This window comes from Hymenobacter norwichensis DSM 15439, assembly GCF_000420705.1.
Lineage (GTDB): Bacteria > Bacteroidota > Bacteroidia > Cytophagales > Hymenobacteraceae > Hymenobacter > Hymenobacter norwichensis.
This window is the reverse complement of the sequence record NZ_ATVL01000012.1, coordinates 38366-58606: the sequence shown is the minus strand read 5'-3', so window position 1 is coordinate 58606 and position 20241 is coordinate 38366. Positions and strand designations below refer to the sequence as shown.

The following is a 20241-nucleotide window of genomic DNA, read 5'->3' as shown; positions in this document are numbered from 1 at the left end:
TAGGTAAACGCCGCCAGAAACCTATCTTGCCGCTCTCCCACCAAGCATCCACTGTATGCAAGTTCCTTCCTCTGCTCCCGCTCCTGTTGCTCCCAATGCGCTACTCGTTGAAGTAGCCTGGGAAGTTTGCAACCAGGTGGGCGGTATTTACACGGTTATCCGCAGCAAAGTACCAGCCACCATGCAAGGCTGGGACGACCGGTACTGCCTGCTCGGCCCCTACTTTCCAAAGCAGGCCCAAGGCGAGTTTGAAGCCTACGACGACTATCAGCTCAGCACCCTCTCCGACCCGTTTGCCCGCGCCGTGCGCCGCATGCGTCAACTCGGCTACGATGTTTGCTTAGGCGTGTGGCTGGTAACGGGCCGCCCGCGCACCGTACTGCTCAACCCCTACCAGGCCTACCCAATGCTGGGCCAAATCAAGTACGACCTCTGGGACCACCACCGCATTCCGTCGCCCGACAACGACGATTTGCTGCACCAGGTGGAGGCGTTTGGGTATTTGAGCAAGATATTCCTGCAAGTGCTGGCCGAGGAGAAAGACGCCGAGCAGCAGGTAGTGGCGCATTTCCATGAGTGGATGACCGGCGTGGCCATTCCGGCTTTGCGCCGCGAGCAAACGCCGGTGCATCTGGTGTTCACCACTCACGCCACGCTACTGGGCCGCTACCTGGCCATGAACGACCCCAATTTCTACGATCACCTCATGCAAGTGGACTGGCTGCCCGAGGCCAAGCACTTCAACATCGAGCCGGCCGTAACGATTGAGCGGGCCGCGGCCCACGGAGCCCACGTGTTTACCACCGTGAGCGAGTTGACCGTGCGGGAGTGCATTTACCTGCTGGACCGGATTCCGGATGCCGTACTGCCCAACGGCCTCAACATCGAGCGGTTTGTAGCGCTGCATGAGTTCCAGAACCTGCACCAGCAATACAAGAGCAAGATCCACGAGTTTGTGATGGCGCACTTCTTCCAGAGCTACTCCTTTGACCTGGACAAGACGCTGTACCTATTCACGAGCGGCCGTTACGAGTACCACAACAAAGGCTTCGACCTGACCCTAGAAGCCTTGGCTCGGCTCAACTACCGCTTGCAGCAAAGCGGACTGGAAGGCAACGTGGTCATGTTCTTCATCACCAAGCGCCCATTCACCAGCATCAACCCGCTGATTCTGCAAAACCGCGCTATTCTGGATGAGGTGCAGGAAACCTGCGAGGCCATTGAGCGGCAAGTGGGTGAGAAGCTCTTCTACGCCGCTGCTGCCTCCACCGACCACCGCCTGCCCGACCTCAGTGCCATGGTAGACGATTACTGGAAGCTGCGCTACCGCCGTACGCTGCAAAGCTGGAAAACCAACAGCCTGCCCTCCGTCATCACCCACAACCTAGTCGACGACCAGAAAGATGACATCCTGAACTTTGTGCGCAAAGCCGGCCTCATCAACCACCAGCACGACCGGGTGAAAATCGTCTACCATCCTGATTTCGTGTCGCCAACTTCGCCCTTGTTTGGCATGGAGTACGGGCAGTTTGTGCGGGGCTGCCACCTGGGTGTGTTCCCAAGCTACTACGAGCCCTGGGGCTACACCCCACTGGAGTGCGTGGCCCGCGGCGTACCGGCTATCACCAGCGACCTTTCCGGCTTCGGCGACTACGTGATGCAAAACGTAGACGCCCACGAAGACAAAGGCATTTACGTGGTGCAGCGCCAGGAAAAGAGCTTCGACGAATCGGCCGAGGAGCTGACCGAAATGATGTGGAACTTCGTGCTACTCACGCGCCGCGAGCGAATCATGCAGCGCAACAACGTGGAAAGCAACGCCGAAATCTTCGACTGGAAAAACCTTCGCATCTACTACGACCGGGCTTACACGCTGGCTCTAGAGCGGCAGTAATCATCCTTCCACAGCCACTATCAAGTGGAGACGTGCCGTGTTGCGCCTCCGCTTGATAGTGGTTTCGTTTATAAAGCAACTCAAAGCGTTGCGTTTCTGAATTTATTACCACTGCTCGTTTTGCCCAAGAAGTACCTTCCTGCTTTGCTGCTTACGGCCGTTGCTTTTACCGTAACGGCGCACGAATTCTGGCTGTTGCCACCGCAGTTCTTTGTTACGCCCGGCACCACGGTTAACCTTCGGCTTTTCGTGGGTGAAAACTTCACGGGTGAGCGGTGGGCCGGTAAAAGCAACCGTATTACCCGTTTTGTGCACTATGCCCCGACGGGTGCTCACGACCTGCGCGCCACCGCTACCGCCGCCGACACACTGCACCCAACTGTAACGTTCAGCCAGCCGGGCACTCACATGGTAGCGTTGGCCACCAACAATGCGACTATCACACTAGAGGCCGAGAAATTCAACACCTACCTCAAGGAAGAAGGCCTCGATTACATTCTGCTGCAACGCCAGCAAAGCCAGGCCCTCGGTAAGCCAGGCCGCGAAGCGTACAGCCGCTGCGCCAAAACGCTGGTGCAGGTAGGCCCTTACACCTCCGCCGACACGTCTCGCGCTTGGAGCCGGCCCGTGGGCTTACCTCTAGACCTGGTACCCGAGCAAAATCCGTATGCGCTACGCCCCGGCAACTCCCTTACGGTGCGGGTGCTGGCTGATGGGCAGCCCAAAGCCGGGCAACTCGTACAGGTGTGGCAGCGTAGTCCTAATCAACCTGTAAAAATTACCAAGCTTTACAGCAACCAAAACGGCCGTGTGCTGTTTCGTTTAAATACCGCCGGGCAGTACATGCTCAGTACTGTGCGCATGGTGCCCGCCCGCCTGCCCGATGCAGATTGGCAAAGCACCTGGAGCACTCTTACGTTCGGTTTCAAGGGCAATTCCAGCCGTTGAAGCGGCCTTCTAAAGTCACTGATGTTGGGACCCAAACACAGGGCCAACGAACATTTTTTTGTTACCTTCGCAACTCCCTAAACCCCGAACCACCGACGGCATGAAGTACTCGATTGATAAAAAGGAAACCTACACCATAATCACGATTGACGAGAAGAAGCTCGATACCACCGTAGCGCCCGATCTGAAATCGGAATTTGTAAAGCTGAATGCCGAAGGAATCAATAATCTGATTCTGGACCTGACCAACGTAAAATACACCGATTCGTCGGGGCTTAGCTCTATCCTGATTGCCAACCGCTTGTGCAACTCTACGGGTGGTTTGTTGGTACTGACCGGTTTGCAGGACCACGTAATGAAGCTTATCACCATCAGCAAACTGGAGTCGGTGTTGCACATTCTGCCCACCGTGGAAGAAGGCATTGACCGGATTTTCCTGCACGCCATCGAGCGGGACCTGACCAGCAAAGAATAGCTTTCGTAGTAGCTGTTAGCTGTTGGCTGTTAGCTGTTAGTCTTCATGCTGACAGCTACCAGCCAGCAGCTTTTTCTTTTTGCGTTGTTTGAGGGCATGCTGGCTTCGGTGCCCTTTTTTATATCATCAACAAAAGGCCAGCAGCCAGCAGCTGTCAGCTAATAGCTTGTAGTTTGGAGTTCGAGCTGAAAATTCTGGGTAGCGCGTCGGCCACGCCATTTCTCGACCGGCACCACACGGCGCAAGTCCTGACTGTGGGCAACGCGCAGTACCTGATTGACTGCGGGGAAGGCACCCAGCGCCGCCTCATGGAACACAAGCTGCGGCACCAGCGCATCGGTACTATTTTCATCTCCCACCTGCACGGCGACCATTATTTCGGGCTGTTTGGGTTGCTGGGCACCATGCACCTCAACGGCCGTACCGAGCCGCTGAATATTTTCGGGCCAGCTGGCCTCGATGAGGTGCTGACTATGCAATTTCGGCATTCGTTTACGCAGCTGTGCTTCGAGCTGAACTTCACGGCCGTTGATACCACGCAGCACGTGCAGGTGTATGAAGATCGGCACGTAACGGTGCACACGCTGCCCATGCGCCACCGGATTCCGTGCTGCGGTTACCTGTTTCGGGAGCAACCCCGGCGCCGGCCGCTGGTAAAGGAAAAGCTGCCCGCCAACCTCACGCCTGCCCAGCTTACTGGCCTTACTCTCGGCGAAGACGTACTCGACGAACAAGGCAACATACTGGTCCGCAACCTCGACGTGACCACCGAGCCCCGCCCGCCACGCAGCTACGCTTACTGCTCCGACACACTCTACACTGAAAGCCTCGCCGACTTGGTGCGCGGCGTAGACTTGCTGTACCACGAAGCCACTTTCCTGGAGGAAATGCGCGACCGTGCCGCTACCACGCATCATTCCACGGCCCGCCAGGCGGGGCTGCTTGCCCGCCGTGCCCAGGTGCAGCGCCTGCTCATCGGCCATTTCTCCAGCCGCTACCGCGACTTACAGCCCCTGCTTACCGAAGCCCAAACCATGTTCGAGTGGACCGATTTGGCGGTGGAAGGCCTGACGGTGAGCGTGTGAAACAACCTTTTCTAACCGTCGGGCTGCGCCGCGCTCTGTGACGCTTATACTCATTTAATTGATGAGCATGTCTCATAAGAAACAGCAGCTTTACCTAGTACTCAGCGGCATTTTTATCGTGAATGCGCTGCTCGCGGAAATTATTGGCGTCAAGATATTCTCGGTGGATGCCTTGATGGGACTGCCTGGCAACCTGACGGCCGGGGTGCTGATATGGCCGGTGGTGTTTGTGACTACCGACATCATCAACGAATACTTTGGCAGAGCCGGCGTGTTGCGCATCAGCTACCTCACGGTGGTTCTGATTCTGTTTGCCTTCCTGGTAATTTACGCTACCACCAAGCTGCCGCCGGCGGCCTTTTGGCTGGACGTCAACAAGACTGATGCGCAGGGCCGGCCCTTTAATATCGACTTCGCCTACCAAAGCATCTTCCGGCAGGGGCTGGGCATTATTGCTGGTTCCATTACGGCGTTTGGTATTGGGCAGGTGCTGGATGCCACGGTGTTTCAGGCGCTCCGGCGCGCCACTAAGGGCCGCTACGTGTGGCTGCGCGCCACCGGCTCCACGCTGGTGTCACAACTCGTCGATTCGTTTGTAGTGCTGTACGTAGCGTTCTACCTGTTCGGCAACTGGACAATGGACCAAGTGCTAAGCGTAGCTAACACCAATTACTGGTATAAATTCGCTGCTGCTATTCTGCTGACGCCAGTTCTCTACCTAGCTCATTTCCTTATCGACCGATACTTAGGCGAGGAAATAACCACAGAGCTACAACAAGAAGCTAGTGCTGATGTGAGTGTATAACTAACCCTCCCCTATTTTATGCGTCTGGTTTATACTTTATTTATAACAGCAACCATTGGCTTACTTAGCCAGAAAAGCGCTTTTGCACAGTATATAAAAGGCAGCTGCCTGTTGCAAGACGGGCGGCAGCTGAATGGTATGTTTCAACTGCGCCTAGCTACTGCGCAGTCACCGACTATTCTAGTCTACCACACCATGAAGCAGGCAGATCAGGAGTTCGAGCCTAGCCAGGTGAAGCATTGCACCATTGGCCGTCGGTCGTATACCGTAGGAGGCAATTTTGTTGCCCCAGATGACAAAGGCGGTATTCCAATAGACAACGATTTTGTAGAAGTAGTTGATACCACTGGCCGGGTGCAGCTATTTCGGTATGAATATGAGGGCTACGTAGGTGGTAATCCAGGAGACTATATCATTCCGGTTGCTCTAGCTGCAGCCTCTATGGCAGCCGGCTCCCCCATGACGTTTGTAGGCGGAGGCAGACAGTACCAGCGCACCTACATACTACTTCTGCGAGCTGGAACTGGACAGCCTCTTGTTCCTTATACTCCCGGCCCCCGGCCCGGATTATTTACTTCAGAACAAGAAAAACTTATCATGCCATCCGTAGGAGCTACCACGGCCTTTTTCTCTGAAGATACTGAATTGCAGAGGCGCATTGAAACCGGCAAAATCACGCAGGTTACGCTTCCAGCCGTAGTGCGAGCTTATAATGCTGGCGCTAAACTTAAAACCAAGAACTAACTTTTCATGTCCCGCATCCTGACCGGCATTCAAAGCACTGGCCGTCCCCATTTGGGCAACCTGCTCGGCGCCATCTTACCTGCCATTGAGCTATCGAAAAGCAGCACCAACCAGTCGCTGCTTTTTATTGCCGATTTGCACTCTCTGACCACCGTGCGCGACGCCGAAGTGCTACGCCAGAACACCTACGCTGTGGCGGCCGCGTGGCTGGCTTGCGGCTTCGATACCGAGAAGAACCTGTTCTACCGGCAATCCGATGTGCCGCAGGTGACGGAGTTGGCCTGGTACCTCTCGTGCTTTGCGCCGTATCCGATGCTGGCCAATGCCCACTCGTTCAAGGATAAATCCGACAAGCTGTCGGACGTGAATGCCGGGCTATTCACGTATCCGGTGCTGATGGCAGCCGATATTCTGCTCTATGATGCTGATTTCGTGCCGGTGGGTAAAGACCAGATTCAGCATCTGGAAATCACCCGCGACATTGCCAGCACCTTCAACAATCGCTACGGCGAAACCTTCGTGCTGCCCCAAGTGAAGGTGGACGAGCAAATCCAGACCATTCCGGGTCTCGATGGGCAGAAGATGAGCAAGAGCTACGGCAACATAATCGACATCTTTCTGGACGACAAAGCGCTGCTCAAAAACATCAAGCTGATCGTATCAGACAGCACGCCGCTGGAGGAGCCAAAGAACCCCGATACTGACACCACCTTCAAGCTGTACTCGTTGCTGGCCACGCCCGCCGAAACCGCCGACATGCGCACCCGATACTTAGCTGGCGGCTACGGCTATGGCCACGCCAAGCAGGCTTTGTTCGAGCTAATCAAGCAGCGTTTCGCCACTGAGCGGGAGCAGTTTACCTTCTATATGAACAACCTACCCGAAGTGGACGCCCGCCTCGCCGAAGGTGCCCGCAGAGCCCAAGCATACGGCACGGAGGTACTAAACAAAGTGCGCGAGAAGGTCGGGTATTTGAGAAGGTAGTCTCTTACTATAACTCCAAACGTCATGCAGAGGCGCCGCCGAAGCATCTCGCGTGTTGAACTAGGATTACTAACCTAGCATCAGCAGGCGAGATGCTTCGACGGCGCCTCTGCATGACGTTCTTGTTGTTTTGGGTTATTAATCAGTGGACAACCTGCTCGTGAGAGAAGCTGAAGCCTACTTTGCTGGGGCGGCTGACTTGCTGGTTTTCCAGCTTCTGCTTCACCGATATTTTCTGGATATCGTCGAGCGGTGGGGCAATGAGGTCGTTGTTGACGGCGGCAATCATGGCGCTTTCTACGAACAGCTTCATGCCATCAGCCGTCACCTTGTTGTCCGACATGTCGTTGTCGGGTAGCTCCAACTGCTGCACGCCTTCTAGGAAGTAATGGTTGTCGATGTTGATGAGCAGGCGGCCTACTAGGTAGCCAGGGTCGTTGAAGCGCTGATACTTGATGCTATCGGCCATGAAGTTGTAGGCCATAATATGCCCGAAAAACCGCCGCCGGAAATCATCCTCCACGTATTTGGTGGGCATCGGGCCATAGTCGTCGGGGAAGGTGACGATGTTGGAGTGCATAACGAACACCAATAGGTCGCCGGAAAACCGGATGTGAAACTCCATGTCGTTGACGGGCCGGTATTCGATGATAACCGTGGAATCAACGGGCGTGATTTTGCGGCTCAGCTCCACTACTAGCTCCTGCGTCACCTTGCGCAACAAGTCGAACGTGGACATGGTGTTGCGGTAGATGGCCTGTTTGGCCGAGGACTTCTGCTTGAGGCCATCGAAAATCTGGTCGAGGCGGTCGGCAGGGGCATCGGCGGGCGCACCGGCAGCATTGGGCGCAGCATTATCAGTGTTGGTCGAGCCAGAAGTACCCGTGGGTTGCGGGGCCCCAGGCGTACCGTCGTCGGTTTGAGTGGTGACGGGAGTGGGAGCAGTTTTCTTTTTAGCCATGCAGAAGAAGGTTGACGCACCAGGCGCTAGCTGGCACACAGTGAATACAAGCAATTCAGCTTGGGAAAGTGCTTTTACTTACGCAAAGTAGCAACTCAACAGTTGCCGTTGCATACGCATAGCTACGGCCTTTCCAGCGCAGGTGGCGCGGAAAGTTGCTCGACTGTTGGCCATTGGTTGCTGCGGAAAGCTACCGTCCGCAAGCCGGCATGCGGAAACTCGGTGGTAGCAGGCAGCAACATTTCCTGCGCCGATTCGTGACGGAAAGCCTCCCCTACCGTGCGCACGGCCCCGGCAGGTACAGCGCGCAGCTCTAACTCTTGCAACAGCATAACGCCACTAACTTCAGCTATTCTGGTGCGCAACAGCTGCTCCAATTCGGTACGGTTAGTCACACGAGCGGTATTGGTAGCAAAGCGCGCTTCTGCTGCCCACTCCGGCCGGACCAATACAGCGCACAGCTGCTGAAACTGTCGGTCGGCGCCCACAGCTAGGAGCAGCTGCACGCCATCGGCGGCCTGGTACACGGTGCCGTACGGCACAATGCTGGGGTGGCCGGAGCCCAGCGGCTGCGGGTCGTGGCCGGTAACCAGAAACGTAGCCGCTTGGTTGGCCAACGAAGCCAGGGCACTATCCAGCAACGACACCTGCACCAAAGCTCCCAGCCCGGTTTTCTCGCGCCGGTACAGAGCGGTTAGCAAGCCTTCTTTGAGTTGATGCGCGGCCAGCAAGTCGATTAGCGCTACTGGCATTTTCTGTGGTTCTGCGGTTGAGTTCGTGGCATTGAGATGCATGAAACCGGCCTCAGCTTGCAGCACGGCATCGTAGCCGGCGCGGGGGGCAGCGGGGCCGTAGCCGGTGAGGTGACCGTAGAGCAGCCGCGGGTTGAGGGCCGATAGGGTAGCGTAATCCACACCCAGCTTTTCGGCGTCGCCGGGCTTGTAGCTGGTTAGCACAATGTCGGCACGGGTGGCGAGACGGTGCACTTCGGCGCGGCCCGAGGCGGTGGTCAGGTCCAATACTACAGACTGCTTGCCCCAATTGGCGCAGCTGAAATACGCCGAAACGGTGGTATCGGGCGCTTCAGCCGAAGTGCGCCAGGAACGGGTGACGTCGCCGGCTGGGGCTTCCACTTTCAGCACCTCTGCCCCTAGCTCGGCAAAGAACTGCCCTACCTGCGGCCCCGCCAGCACCGAGGCCAACTCCAGCACGAACAGGCCGTGGAAGGGTAAACTACCGCTGGCTTTTTGCATTGCTGTTGGTTTCCTTTTCGGTTTTCACGTGCTCATAAATTTCCAGGGCATACCGGATGCACGTTTCCAATACTTCTTTAAAATCAGTGCCCGTACAACCCGCCAAGCGACCATATTCATCCCGAAGCTCCACCTGATACACCCCATTGGAAACCTCATTCACCCCTGCTTTCCACCCTAGTGGTACTTCTATTCCACAATACGTTCTCATCCCAAGCGAATTGACACCTGATTGTTGGCAATATGTCACAACGTGCCCAACCGCACAAACACTGGAAACGTTACCTCCCGCTCCTGGGCGCCCCAAAGCTGCGTTAGCTCGTCGGCAACTAGCAGCACCGGGTCTTGGCCGTGCTGCTTTTCGTACTTCACCACGCTCGACCACGTGCGCAGGTAGTTCAGAAACCACTCCGCCGACCACTGCCGCCGCACCTCGAACCGGGCGTACTGCACCGCCCCAAACGGAAACGAAATCCGGGCGTACTCGTCATCAATATGCCAGCGGTTTTCATCCCAGTAGGGCCGCATGGTTTCGGCGTAGAACTGCCGGATGAGGGGGTCGAGGGTTTCGTGCACTTGCACCAAGCCGTAGCCCCACTCGGCCACCGTAGCACCGGGCCGGGAAACGCGGCGCACTTCTTGGTTAAAAGCGTCAGCTTCAAACCAATGTACGGCTTGCCCTACGGTTATCAGGTCCACGGAAGCGGCCGGAAAAGGCGTGTGCTCGGCCGGCGAAACTTGGTAAGTGATGTTGGGCCGTTGCGGAGCCTGGGCCAGTTGAGCTTCACTGATATCGGTGGCATCAACGTGCTGGAAATGCTTGGCCAGCGCCACGGCCACTTGCCCGTTGCCGGTGGCACAGTCCCAGGCTCGTTGCCGCTGCGGCGTGTGGGTTAGCAGAAATTCGTACAGCTCCGTTGGGTAGTCGATGCGGTAACGGGCGTATTGGGCGGCTTGGGCGGAAAAACGGTCGAGCATGAGGCGGGGGCTACTTGATAGTGGCTGCTTGTTGGAAGCAAGTGCCGGCAGCAGCTACTACAAACGAGAGACTACCGATATTGGACCATCTCAAAGACCAGATTGATTGACAGCGGTTAGTATTCAGCAGTCAATCATCACCAACCAGCCCTCACTCCCCATGACTCCTATCCAAACTGGCTTACTCGCTTACGGCATGTCGGGGCGCATATTTCACGCGCCGTTTCTGGAGGCCCACCCGGCTTTCACCCTCCGCGCCGTAGTGGAACGCAGCCGCAAGCAGATGCAACAAACGTATCCGCACACCATCAGCTACGACAGCGTAGCGGATTTGCTGCGCGACCCCACCATTGAGCTGGTGGTAGTCAATACCCCCAACGGTACGCACTTCGAGTTGGCCTGCGAGGCGCTACGGGCGGGCAAGCACGTGCTGATAGAGAAGCCCGTGGGCACTTCGGCCGCCGACATTGACGCTTTGTTTGCGCTAAGCCGCGAGATGAACCGGCAGGTGTTCGGCTACCAGAACCGGCGCTGGGACAGTGACTTTATGGCCGTGCGGCAAGTGGTGGAAAGCGGCCAGCTCGGTGAGTTGATTGAGGCCCATTTCCGCTACGACCGGTACAAAACAGCCATCCACACCAAGGTATTCAAGGAGGAACCCACCACGCCCGGCAGCGGCCTGCACTTCGACCTAGGCCCGCACCTGCTCGACCAGGCTATTAGCCTATTTGGCCCGCCCGCCGAGTTTCGCAAAACGATGGGCAGCTTCCGCCCCAACTCCCGCGTCACCGACTACTTCCAGTTGCACCTCTCCTACCCCAGCGGCCTGAACGTGTACCTGACCAGCAGCCTGCTGGTAGCCGACCCCGGCCCTGCTTTCGTGGTGCACGGCACCCGCGGCAGCCTGCGCAAAGCACGCACCGACGTGCAGGAAGCCCAGCTCGACCAAGGCCTCACGCCCCTCGATGCCACGTACGGCGTGGAACCCGCCGATGCCGTTGGCACCCTGACGCTGGTGAGCGAAACCGGCGAGAAAACTGCGCAGCCTATTGAAACGCTGCGCGGCAACTACATGGGTTTATTTGAGGCCGTGCACCAGTCCATCCGCCACGGGCAGCCCTACCCAATCCGCGAAGAAGACCTTCACACGCAGCTGGAAATCCTGGCGTCGTAAGCTGAGCGCTGCCGCCGTTGTTTCTCTTATCTTTGGGTTGACTGGTAGTGGATGATTGTTGACTATTTGTTGTTGATTGGTAAGTAAGAGCCTACCTACTGGCATCAATCAACAAGCAGCCATCAATCCCTAACAATCACTCAGCCGTTCAGCTGACCGGAAAAGCAAGGTCAGCCATTTATTCATCTTAACTCGCTACCCCTTGACTTTTCACGAGTTCAACCTCCACGACGACCTACTGGCCGGCGTGGACGCCATGAATTACCAGAATGCCACGCCCATTCAGGAGCAGGCCATTCCCAAAATTATCGAAGGCAAAGACCTGATTGCCTGCGCCCAAACCGGCACCGGCAAAACCGCCGCCTACCTGCTGCCGCTCCTCGACAAGATTTCGCACGACAAGCACGGCACCACGTCCACGCTCATTCTGGTGCCTACCCGCGAGCTGGCCACCCAGATTGACGAACAAGTAACCGGTTTCGGCTACTTCGTGGAAGCCAGCAGCATTGCCATCTACGGCGGCGGCAAATCCGAGAACTGGGAGCAGCAGAAACGCGCCCTCACCAGTGGCGCCGACATCATTATTGCCACCCCCGGCCGCCTGATTGCGCACCTGCAAATGGGCTACGTGAAGTTCGACACCCTTAAGTATCTGGTGCTCGATGAGGCCGACAAAATGATGGACATGGGCTTCTCCGACGACATCCTGAACATCGTGCGCCAGCTGCCCAAGCAGCGCCAGACGCTGCTGTTCTCGGCTACCATGCCCAGCAAAATCCGGGACTTCTCCAAGCAGATTCTCAACGAGCCCGAGGAAATCCGCCTGGCCGTATCCAAGCCCGCTGCCGGCATCGACCAGCAGTTCTACATGGCTTTCGACCGCCAGAAAATCTACCTGCTCGAGCACATCATCAAAACGCAGGATGTGCAGAGCATGGTGCTTTTCACCAGCCAGAAAGCGGCCGTAGCCGGCATCGTGCGCGCCATCAGCAAGCTGGGGCACGAGGCGCAAGGCATTTCGTCGGACCGGACGCAGGAGGAGCGTGAGCAAATCATGCGTGACTTCAAAAACAAGAAGTTCCCGATTCTGGTGGCTACCGACGTGCTCAGCCGCGGCATTGATATCGACTCGTTGAGCCACGTAGTGAACTACGATATTCCGCGCGCCGCTGAAGACTACGTTCACCGCATTGGCCGTACGGCCCGCGCCGCCACCAAAGGCACGGCCATCACCTTCATTGCCGACCAAGATCAGGATCGGGTGGTGAAGATTGAGAAGCTGATTGAGCGAGAAGTGGAAAAGCAGAACATCACCGAAGGCCTCGGCCTGGGCCCGGCTCCTGAGTTTGACCCCAAGCGTTTCTCCGGCCTGCACGGCAAAATCGGTGGGCGCCCCGAACGAGGCGGCCGCTCCGGCGGCGTTAGCCGCGACCGGGGCCCGCGCCCCGAAGGTGGTGACCGTGGCCCTCGCAATGGCAGTAGTGGCGGCCGCGACGGTAACCGCCCCGCCCGCGCTGGCGCCCCCGACCCGAAAGACCCCAAGCACCAGGAGCGCATAGCCAAAGCGCAAGCCGCCTTGGCCGCCCTCGATGCTGGCGGGGCGCCTGCCGTACCGTATGAGCGCCCCCCCCGTGCCCCGCGCCCCGAAGGCGAAACCCGCGAAGCCCGTCCGCCACGTGAGCCGCGTGCTCCCCGCCCTGAAGGCGAGCGGAAAGACAGCACAGACCAACCTAGAGAGCCCCGCGCCGAAGGTGAGGAAGGCCAGCGCCGCCGTAAGCGGGGCGGCCGTAACCGCGGAGGCCGCGGCCCTCGCCCAGAAGGTGCCGCTCCGGCTGCGGAAGGCCAAGCCGCCGCACCATCGGCGGAATAGTCAATCAAGTTTCAACATTAAGAAGGGCGACTCCTATGGGAGCCGCCCTTTCTTTTTACATCGTAATTGTCGGTTCAAATCACTTTGTAAAGTCTTCCATTCCTGAGAAACCCGTGCGAATAGCTTATAAACGACCAATTTACCTTTACCACTACTGCCTACCTCTGCCAACGGTGCCACTTTACATACTTAGGCTTGAAAAGGCAAAGGGGTTAGCGCCAGTGGAATTTTCTGTGCAACATCTTTTCAGCTGACCGGTCTCATTTGAAGATGAGCAACTTGCCCACCTCCCCTAGCACTGACCAGCAACTTGTGGCGCGGGTGCTAGGGGGAAACACTGCGGCTTTCGGTGAAATCGTGCAGCGCACGGAAGGGCTGGTCACGCAGATGGTGTTCAAGATGATTCGGCACCCCGCCGACCGCCCTGACATTGCGCAGGAGGTGTATCTGAAGGTGTTTAAGAATTTGGCTGGGTTTAAGTTCCAAGCCAAACTCTCCACCTGGGTCGGCCAAATCACCTACAACACTTGTCTGCACTATCTAGAAAAGAAGCAACTCGTGCTGCTAGACCCTGCGGAACCCGCGCCCGATGCCGCAGCAGAAGAAGGACGCCGGGGCCCGCCTCCACTAGTAGCCAGCCAGGAGTCAGACCCTGAAACGGTACTGTTCGACCAGGAATTAGCCGGTATTCTGAGCACGGCCATCGAGCAGTTGCCTCCTCTCTACCGCACGTTAATTTCTTTATACCACCAGCAGGAATTGAGCTACGAGGAAATCACGCAGATAACTTCCCTGCCCGATGGCACCGTGAAAAACTACCTGTTCCGGGCGCGCAAACAACTCAAACAGCACCTTCTGGCCCGCTACCAACGCAACGACTTATGACCAGCACCAGCTTCCATCTTTCCGAACGTGCCCTGCAAGAAGCCGCCGAATCTTCTCGGCTACTACCAGTTGAGCAAGCAGACCATCTGCACAGCTGCGGCTTGTGCCAAGGCCGGGTGGCTACTTATCAGCAGCTGTTTACGGTAACGGCCCAGCTACCACCACCAGCCTTTGCATTCGACCTCACGGCCGCTGTCTTGGCGCAGTTGCCCACCACCAAGCCTGCTTTTCCATGGGTAGTTGGCTGGGTAACGGCGCTGGTGCTGGGTGTGGTCGTCGCGTTTCTGGTCTTGTTTGGCGGCCTGCTGGCGCAGGCTTTTCAGGGTTTGTTCACCGTACTGGGCGCCGGGCTGGGTGTAGTAGCGGGCGTATTGGTGGCCGCGCAGTGCCTGGAATTAGTGGCCCAACACCGCCGGCAAATGCGCTTGCTGGATTTTTCGTGATTTTCTGCAACCTGAATAAGGCTGGCCGGTCTAATCCGGTGTAGCCCCACTGCCTGACTTATGAAGAGTTTTCTGCTACTCCTACTTTTCTGCCTGACCACCTGGGGCGCTTCGGCTCAGGGCTCTCCCTCGCTAGAACTTGATACTAATGCGCTGGATCTGGCACGACATGTCTTGCTGCCTGCATTGGCACTCTTCCTACTCGGCTATTTTATCATAGCGGCCATTAAAACGGTGTTGAACTACCTGCTAAAACGGCAAATTATTGCGGCGGGTATCTCGGCAAGCCTTGTTGAGCGCCTGTTGCCCGGCCCCCAGGACGAGCAGAATATGGTGGTGAAGTGGATAGCGCTGCTTTTGAGCAGTGCCATAGGACTCTGGGTGTGCACTCAGTATCTGCCCTTGGGCCTGCATTCTGTAATCATCCTGCTTTTCAGCACCGCCTTGGGTTTCCTGGCCTACTATCTCATCCTACGCCGCCAAACCAAATAGCTCCGCGCTTGCCATTGCACCTACCTCGCCTTACCTACTGCCGGCCGTTAGGTGCTTACTTCACTTATTTTTCCTCTCAGATGAAATCTTTGACACTGTGTAGCCGTGCCGTATTGGTAATGGCTCTGAGCACCCGCGCTGTACCGGGGCCCGCGCAAAACGTTGGTGCGGTAAGACTTACCCAGATGGCGCCCGCCAGCTTACGCTTGCACGTTGCCCACTCTGCTGCGCAGGCAGGCCGCGTACAGGTAGTACGGCTAAGCACCGGGCAAACGCTCTTCACAGAAACCTACCGCGCCCCCGCTTATGGTCATCGGTTTGATTTCAGCAAGGTTCCCAGCGGCCGTTATCTGATGTTGCTGCAATCAGCAGACGACTCCCACCGCTGTATTGTGCGGGTGCGTACGCGGGCTCAGGCTTCGGCTATTCGCGTCAGTAAGCTTACCTCGCACGCCTTGCCAACGGCGGTTGCCATCGGCAGCTTTCAGCAAACACCTGGCATGGCCGGCTTATAGCGCCTGCTGTTTCACCCGTCTAGGCCGGCCATTCAACACAGTCGAGCGGTAACGGCACTGCAAAAAGCGCCAGCGAAAGACACCCACATTTCTAGCTCCCTACTATAAATCCTCATGAATCAGTTGGTCTTCTCGTGCCTATGTACTATGCATAGCAAGGTAATATGCATTGCAAACAATTCTGTCATACAGACACTTAGGAAAAATTTTAAAGAAAAGACACTTTGGTTTCGACACCAAGTATTCGAATGCAGATCAGTTGCACGACTGGTACCGCGACAGTTTTGCTGGCTTGGGGTATTGGCAGTTGGCCTACTGCCCGGAACGCTGTCGGCCCAAAGCCTAGGCGAAGTATCTGGCACGCTGCTCGACCAGAACACCCGCCAAGCCTTGCCCTTCGCCAATGTGGTGCTGTGCCGGCTGCCCGACTCGACCGTGGTAGCTAACACCCGAACCACTGAAAACGGTGCCTTCACGCTGACGAAAGTACCCCTAGGCTGTTATATACTCCGGGCCGAGGCGTTGGGCTATCGACCCGCCAGCCGGTTCATTGCGCTGGATGCTACTACCCCGGTGATTCGGCTAGGGCAGTGGCTGGCAACCCCAACGGTGGTACAACTAGGCAGCGTGGTAGTACAGGGCGAAAAAGTGGCTTTGGTGGACGACCTAGACAAGAAGATCATCAATGTGAGCAAAGACCTGAACAGCGTGGGCGGCACGGCAGCTGATGTGTTGCAAAAAGTACCTTCTGTGGCTATAGACGAGAACGGGCAAGTTAGCTTACGGGGCAATGCGGGCGTGACGCTTTACCTCGACGGTAAGCCGGCGCCCAGCAGCCTGCGCCTCGACCAGTTGCCCGCTAGCCGCCTAGAAACCATTGAGGTTATCACCAACCCCGGCGCCCGGTACTCGGCCCAGGGTGCGGGCGGCATCATCAATTTGGTACAGAAAAAGCAAAGCCAAACGGGTTGGAACGGGGATGCGCTAGTCACGGTGGGCACCCGCGACAAGTACAGTGCCTCGCTTAGCCTCAACCGCAAAGCAGGTAAGTTCAACTTCTACGGCAACGTAAATGGGCTGAACAACGAGTTTCGCGGCAGCTCGGCTTTGCAGCAGGTAGCCACTGCCGAGGGCCGTACTACCAGCACCGACCAGGACGGCCGCACGGCTCGTCACCAAGTCAACAAAGCCCTCCGTTTGGGCGTGGATTACGCCTTACGCCCCCAGCAAAGCCTGACCCTAACCGCCGAGTTCTACAAAAACGACTTGCAACAGACCAGCAACTTCACCACTCTCCTCACGCGCGGTATTGATCCGACCATCACGCTGCAAAACCAAAACTTGGAAACCGACGACCTCTATACCGTCCGCGTGTCCAGCAACTACCACCACACGTGGGCGGCCCACCCCGGCCGTGAGCTAACGGCCAGCGCCACGTACACGCTGGATGGTGGCACCGTAACCACCGAACAGCGCGTGCTCGACGGACCAACCGACTACGCGCGGCAAGCACGCCGGCAGTTCCTCGACGTAACCATTCATATGCCCTCCGCGCAGCTGGATTACGTGCACCCGCTAGGCGACAAGCGCCGTTGGGGCGTAGGCCTGAAGACGGATATGATGGTGACCCCCGGCACGGCCGATTATGCACTGCAGCCCGTAGCCGGCGGGGATTTTGTGCCGCAAGAGGCCGGCTCGTACCGCTACCACTACCAGCAGGTACTTCCGCAAGCCTACGGCACATACCAGCAGAAAGCGGGTCTGTGGGACTATCAGGCGGGTTTACGGGCCGAGTTTACTGGCTTGCAAGCGCAGGTACAACCCACTGGCTCGGCTAGCCAGCGCATTTTCAATCTGTTTCCTTCCGCCACGGTAGCGCGCACCCTGCCCCAGGACCAGCGCCTTCAGCTCAGCTATTCGCGCCGCCTGAACCGGCCCTATTTCATGCAAATAATTGCCTTGCCCATCTATTCTGATGCGCGCAATTACGCAGTGGGCAACCCCGACCTGCGCCCTGAGTACATGCACGTAGCGGAACTGGGGCACCAAGTGAACTGGAAGTCCACTACGCTTAACACCACGCTCTTCGGGCGCTTCGCCAATCAGGCCATCCAAAGCCTGCGCACCGTTGATACGGTGGCAACCCGCCGCAGCGGCCAGCCCGATTTTATCACGCGTACCAGCTACGCCAACTTCGGGCGCACCGCCAGCTATGGGTTGGAACTCTCCCTGACGCAATCTGTGGCAACGTGGTGGAAAGTCATTGTCAACGGCTCGTTCTACCGCAATCAAGTGGCCAGCTACACCGGCGATGGTACCCGCGCCAACTTCACTGGCACGGCATACTTGCTCAACACCTTTAGCCCGACCAAAACACTGGCCGTGCAGCTCAGCGGCAACTACCGCGCTCCGCTGGTGGTGCCACAGGGCCGCATATTGGCCGTGCACAGCATAGATGTGGCTTTGCGCCAGCGCCTCTTCCACGACCGAGCCGCCCTCACCGTACGCGTCAGTGACATCTTCAACACGCGCCGCCAGTATACCCAGCTGAAGGCCGAAGAACTTACCGCCAATTTCCAAACCAAGTACGAAACGCGTGTGGGCTACCTCGGTTTCACCTGGTTTCTGGGTACTAACAAGCCCGCCAGCAACATCGAAAACCAGCCAAAAGGTGACGCTGGTGGGTTCGGCGGCTAATTGCTGGGCAAATGTTTGCCGAGAGCAGACATTCCATTCAGATGGTACCAAGCGGCTTTACCACGCAATGCTTCCCGGCACAGAAACTACGCCGGGAAGTATTGCGTCTGGCTCATGCACCAAGCTTAATTTCCGACAGGCATTCTACTGTACACGCCTTCCTTCATCAATTCGCGGTTGATAAAGGCCGCGGCCATGCTACCGTTAGCAACCGCCACTGAAACCTGCCGCATTGGGGTGCTGTTGTCGCCGGCCACGAACAAGCCGGGCACGTTGGTTTCGCCGAAAGTAGTAGCCTGAATAAGCCCGGTTTCGGTGTGAGTGCAGCCTAGCTGCGCGGCTATGTCGGTGTGCTGCTGAAACGGCACCCGCGCAAAGATGGCCGACAGCACATGGGACGCACCATCGGTGGTGCGCACGGCTTCAAGTCGGCCGTTTTGGTGTTCTAGCTCAGCTATAGGGGTTTCTACCAATTGAATGTTACGGGCTTCAAGGGCAGCTAATTGCTCGGTGGTGAGGCCGGCAGGACCGTTGGTAAACAACACCAAATCCTGGCTCCAGTAGTGAATCAAATTGGCGAGTTCCTCGGCCATGGTACCGCTGGCCAGCAACCCCAGTTTCTGGCCGTGCACCTCGTAGCCGTGGCAGTACGGGCAATGCAGCACCGAGATACCCCAGCACGCAGCAAAACCTGGAATGGCCGGCATTTCATCTTTTACGCCGGTTGCCAGCAGCAGCTTGCGCCCGTGCAGCACTTCACCCCGCTCTGTTGTCACCTGAAAGCCGCCTTCCACAGCCTGCGCTGCTACCACTTTATCGGATTGCAGCGCCACGGATGGGTAGCGCAACACCTGCTCGCGGGCAATGGCGCTGATGGTAGCTGGGGTCTCGCCGTCGCGGGTGAGGAAGTTGTGCGAGTGGGGAGTTTGACGGTTACAAGGCTGGTTGTGGTCGAGGATAAGCACCCGCCGCAACGCACGACCCAGCATCATGGCAGCGCTCAAGCCAGCATTGCTCCCTCCTACTATTAGTACATCGATTTCTTCCACGGCTTTTTAGATTTACAAATGCAACAATGATGCAAATGTAAATTATAAAATCGAAATCAGCCTAGGCCGTGTGACCAGCGAATGACTTACAACAAGCCATCAACAGGACCGCCACTCCGAGCGCAGTCAATCAATCTAGTGTGCTGACGCTGGGCTACTGTTGCAACGTCAGCACGCAAGATTTCTCGGCAAGTTCGAAATGACCATATTTATTAGGAGGCAGTGCGCACTCTCTAGTTGGCCTTGCCCCATACAAACAGCCAGCGCACCGCCTTATACAGACCCACCGACACATAACCCAGCGGCCCCAACTGCACTTTGGGACGCAGCGTTACGCTCAGGGTAGCGTAGTTGGTGAGGTGCTGAAGGCGCTGGAGATGTCCGGTCAGCTTATCCGTTTCGGTGTTGAGGCGTTGTAGCTCTTTTTCCACGGCCACGGCTTCGGTTACGTTGGCGGCACGGGCCAGCAGCTCTAAGTAGCGTTGGCGGGCCTTTTGGGCATTTTCCAGCCGAATTTGGTAGTCGGTGTACTCGTCGGTTACGTCTTGCCCGCTTAAGGTTTGGCTTTCCACTTTGCCCACCCTAGGCAACGCAGCCAGTACCAGCGTCAAGCGCTCGGCTGGCACGCGCAGCTGCATCCGTTCCTCACTGGTTTGCACCAGATAGCCCTGTTCGCGCGCCACCAGCCGTTGCACCTGCGCCTGCGCTGAATCGGTGCGCGGTACCCGTAGCTGCACGGTAGCATTGTACACTAGGCGGCGGGCAACAGTGGGCGAGGCTGGAACTGGGGCTGCGGTGCCAGTGCTATTTTCTTTCAACTGCGCTTGACCAGCTTCTGCTACCACCGGCGAACTAGCTGGTACCGTCTGATAAGGTGCAGTGGTCTTGGTTCCGGCGCAACTGGCCAGCAAACCCAACAGCAAGAACAGCGGCAGCAATTTGGCGTTGCAAGTCATTGGAAATAGCAGCAATAGTGGAGCACGGCGCCA

General features: G+C 57.2%; 19 protein-coding genes. 14 read left to right on the top strand and 5 right to left on the bottom strand.

Features of this window, described 5'->3' with window-relative positions:
* The first annotated feature begins 55 nt into the window (after positions 1-55).
* The 7 genes from G536_RS29460 (at position 56) to trpS (ending at position 6935) form a co-directional block, all read left to right on the top strand.
* Positions 56-1894 (top strand): glycosyltransferase, encoded by a 1839-nt coding sequence (locus tag G536_RS29460; protein WP_022825951.1) that lies wholly within the window; start codon positions 56-58, stop codon positions 1892-1894.
* Between the two features lie 120 nt (positions 1895-2014).
* On the top strand, positions 2015-2842 hold the full coding sequence (locus G536_RS0122940) for a DUF4198 domain-containing protein (RefSeq protein ID WP_022825950.1): 828 nt from the start codon (positions 2015-2017) through the stop codon (positions 2840-2842).
* A 100-nt stretch (positions 2843-2942) separates the two neighbouring features.
* Positions 2943-3317, top strand: coding sequence for an STAS domain-containing protein (locus G536_RS0122935; RefSeq protein WP_022825949.1), 375 nt, complete (start codon positions 2943-2945; stop codon positions 3315-3317).
* A 173-nt stretch (positions 3318-3490) separates the two neighbouring features.
* Positions 3491-4402: a ribonuclease Z gene (locus G536_RS0122925; protein WP_022825947.1), complete on the top strand. Its 912-nt coding sequence runs from the start codon at positions 3491-3493 to the stop codon at positions 4400-4402.
* Between the two features lie 61 nt (positions 4403-4463).
* Complete coding sequence (locus tag G536_RS0122920; RefSeq protein ID WP_022825946.1) at positions 4464-5207, top strand: queuosine precursor transporter; 744 nt, start codon at positions 4464-4466, stop codon at positions 5205-5207.
* 18 nt (positions 5208-5225) lie between these two features.
* Positions 5226-5951 carry a hypothetical protein gene (locus G536_RS0122915; protein ID WP_022825945.1) on the top strand — a complete coding sequence of 242 codons (726 nt, stop codon included), beginning with the start codon at positions 5226-5228 and terminating at the stop codon, positions 5949-5951.
* 6 nt (positions 5952-5957) lie between these two features.
* Entirely contained in the window at positions 5958-6935 is a 978-nt protein-coding gene (gene trpS / locus G536_RS0122910) for a tryptophan--tRNA ligase (RefSeq protein ID WP_022825944.1), read from the top strand.
* 142 nt (positions 6936-7077) lie between these two features.
* Here the strand turns inward: trpS and G536_RS0122905 are convergent, their stop codons facing one another.
* The 3 genes from G536_RS0122905 to G536_RS0122890 form a co-directional block, all read right to left on the bottom strand.
* On the bottom strand, positions 7078-7896 hold the full coding sequence (locus G536_RS0122905; protein WP_022825943.1) for a hypothetical protein: 819 nt from the start codon (positions 7894-7896) through the stop codon (positions 7078-7080).
* Positions 7897-8018: 122 nt separating this feature from the next.
* Positions 8019-9149 (bottom strand): CaiB/BaiF CoA transferase family protein, encoded by a 1131-nt coding sequence (locus G536_RS29455; protein ID WP_022825942.1) that lies wholly within the window; start codon positions 9147-9149, stop codon positions 8019-8021.
* A gap of 246 nt (positions 9150-9395) precedes the next feature.
* Entirely contained in the window at positions 9396-10127 is a 732-nt protein-coding gene (locus G536_RS0122890; protein WP_022825940.1) for a class I SAM-dependent methyltransferase, read from the bottom strand.
* Between the two features lie 160 nt (positions 10128-10287).
* Here G536_RS0122890 and G536_RS0122885 point away from each other — a divergent pair, with 160 nt between their 5' ends.
* The 7 genes from G536_RS0122885 to G536_RS0122855 all read left to right on the top strand — a co-directional run bounded on the left by G536_RS0122885 (position 10288) and on the right by G536_RS0122855 (position 18203).
* A complete protein-coding gene (locus tag G536_RS0122885; protein WP_022825939.1) occupies positions 10288-11301 on the top strand; it encodes a Gfo/Idh/MocA family protein in 1014 nt (337 codons plus the stop codon).
* Positions 11302-11557: 256 nt separating this feature from the next.
* Positions 11558-13171 (top strand): DEAD/DEAH box helicase, encoded by a 1614-nt coding sequence (locus G536_RS0122880; RefSeq protein WP_084708840.1) that lies wholly within the window; start codon positions 11558-11560, stop codon positions 13169-13171.
* Between the two features lie 270 nt (positions 13172-13441).
* Entirely contained in the window at positions 13442-14056 is a 615-nt protein-coding gene (locus tag G536_RS0122875; RefSeq protein ID WP_022825937.1) for an RNA polymerase sigma factor, read from the top strand.
* On the top strand, positions 14053-14499 hold the full coding sequence (locus tag G536_RS0122870) for a hypothetical protein (protein ID WP_022825936.1): 447 nt from the start codon (positions 14053-14055) through the stop codon (positions 14497-14499). The genes G536_RS0122875 and G536_RS0122870 overlap by 4 nt, the downstream gene beginning before the upstream one ends.
* Positions 14500-14559: 60 nt before the next feature.
* Positions 14560-14991, top strand: coding sequence for a hypothetical protein (locus tag G536_RS0122865; RefSeq protein ID WP_157530879.1), 432 nt, complete (start codon positions 14560-14562; stop codon positions 14989-14991).
* Positions 14992-15071: 80 nt separating this feature from the next.
* The gene (locus G536_RS0122860) at positions 15072-15506 is read left to right on the top strand and encodes a hypothetical protein (protein ID WP_157530877.1); all 435 of its coding nucleotides are present in this window, start codon (positions 15072-15074) and stop codon (positions 15504-15506) included.
* 300 nt (positions 15507-15806) lie between these two features.
* A complete protein-coding gene (locus G536_RS0122855) occupies positions 15807-18203 on the top strand; it encodes a TonB-dependent receptor (protein ID WP_022825933.1) in 2397 nt (798 codons plus the stop codon).
* A gap of 125 nt (positions 18204-18328) precedes the next feature.
* On the opposite strand, the gene G536_RS0122850 is transcribed toward G536_RS0122855, so the two are convergent.
* On the bottom strand, positions 18329-19252 hold the full coding sequence (locus tag G536_RS0122850) for an NAD(P)/FAD-dependent oxidoreductase (RefSeq protein ID WP_022825932.1): 924 nt from the start codon (positions 19250-19252) through the stop codon (positions 18329-18331).
* A gap of 233 nt (positions 19253-19485) precedes the next feature.
* The gene (locus G536_RS0122845) at positions 19486-20208 is read right to left on the bottom strand and encodes a DUF4349 domain-containing protein (RefSeq protein ID WP_022825931.1); all 723 of its coding nucleotides are present in this window, start codon (positions 20206-20208) and stop codon (positions 19486-19488) included.
* Between the last annotated feature and the right edge of the window lie 33 nt (positions 20209-20241).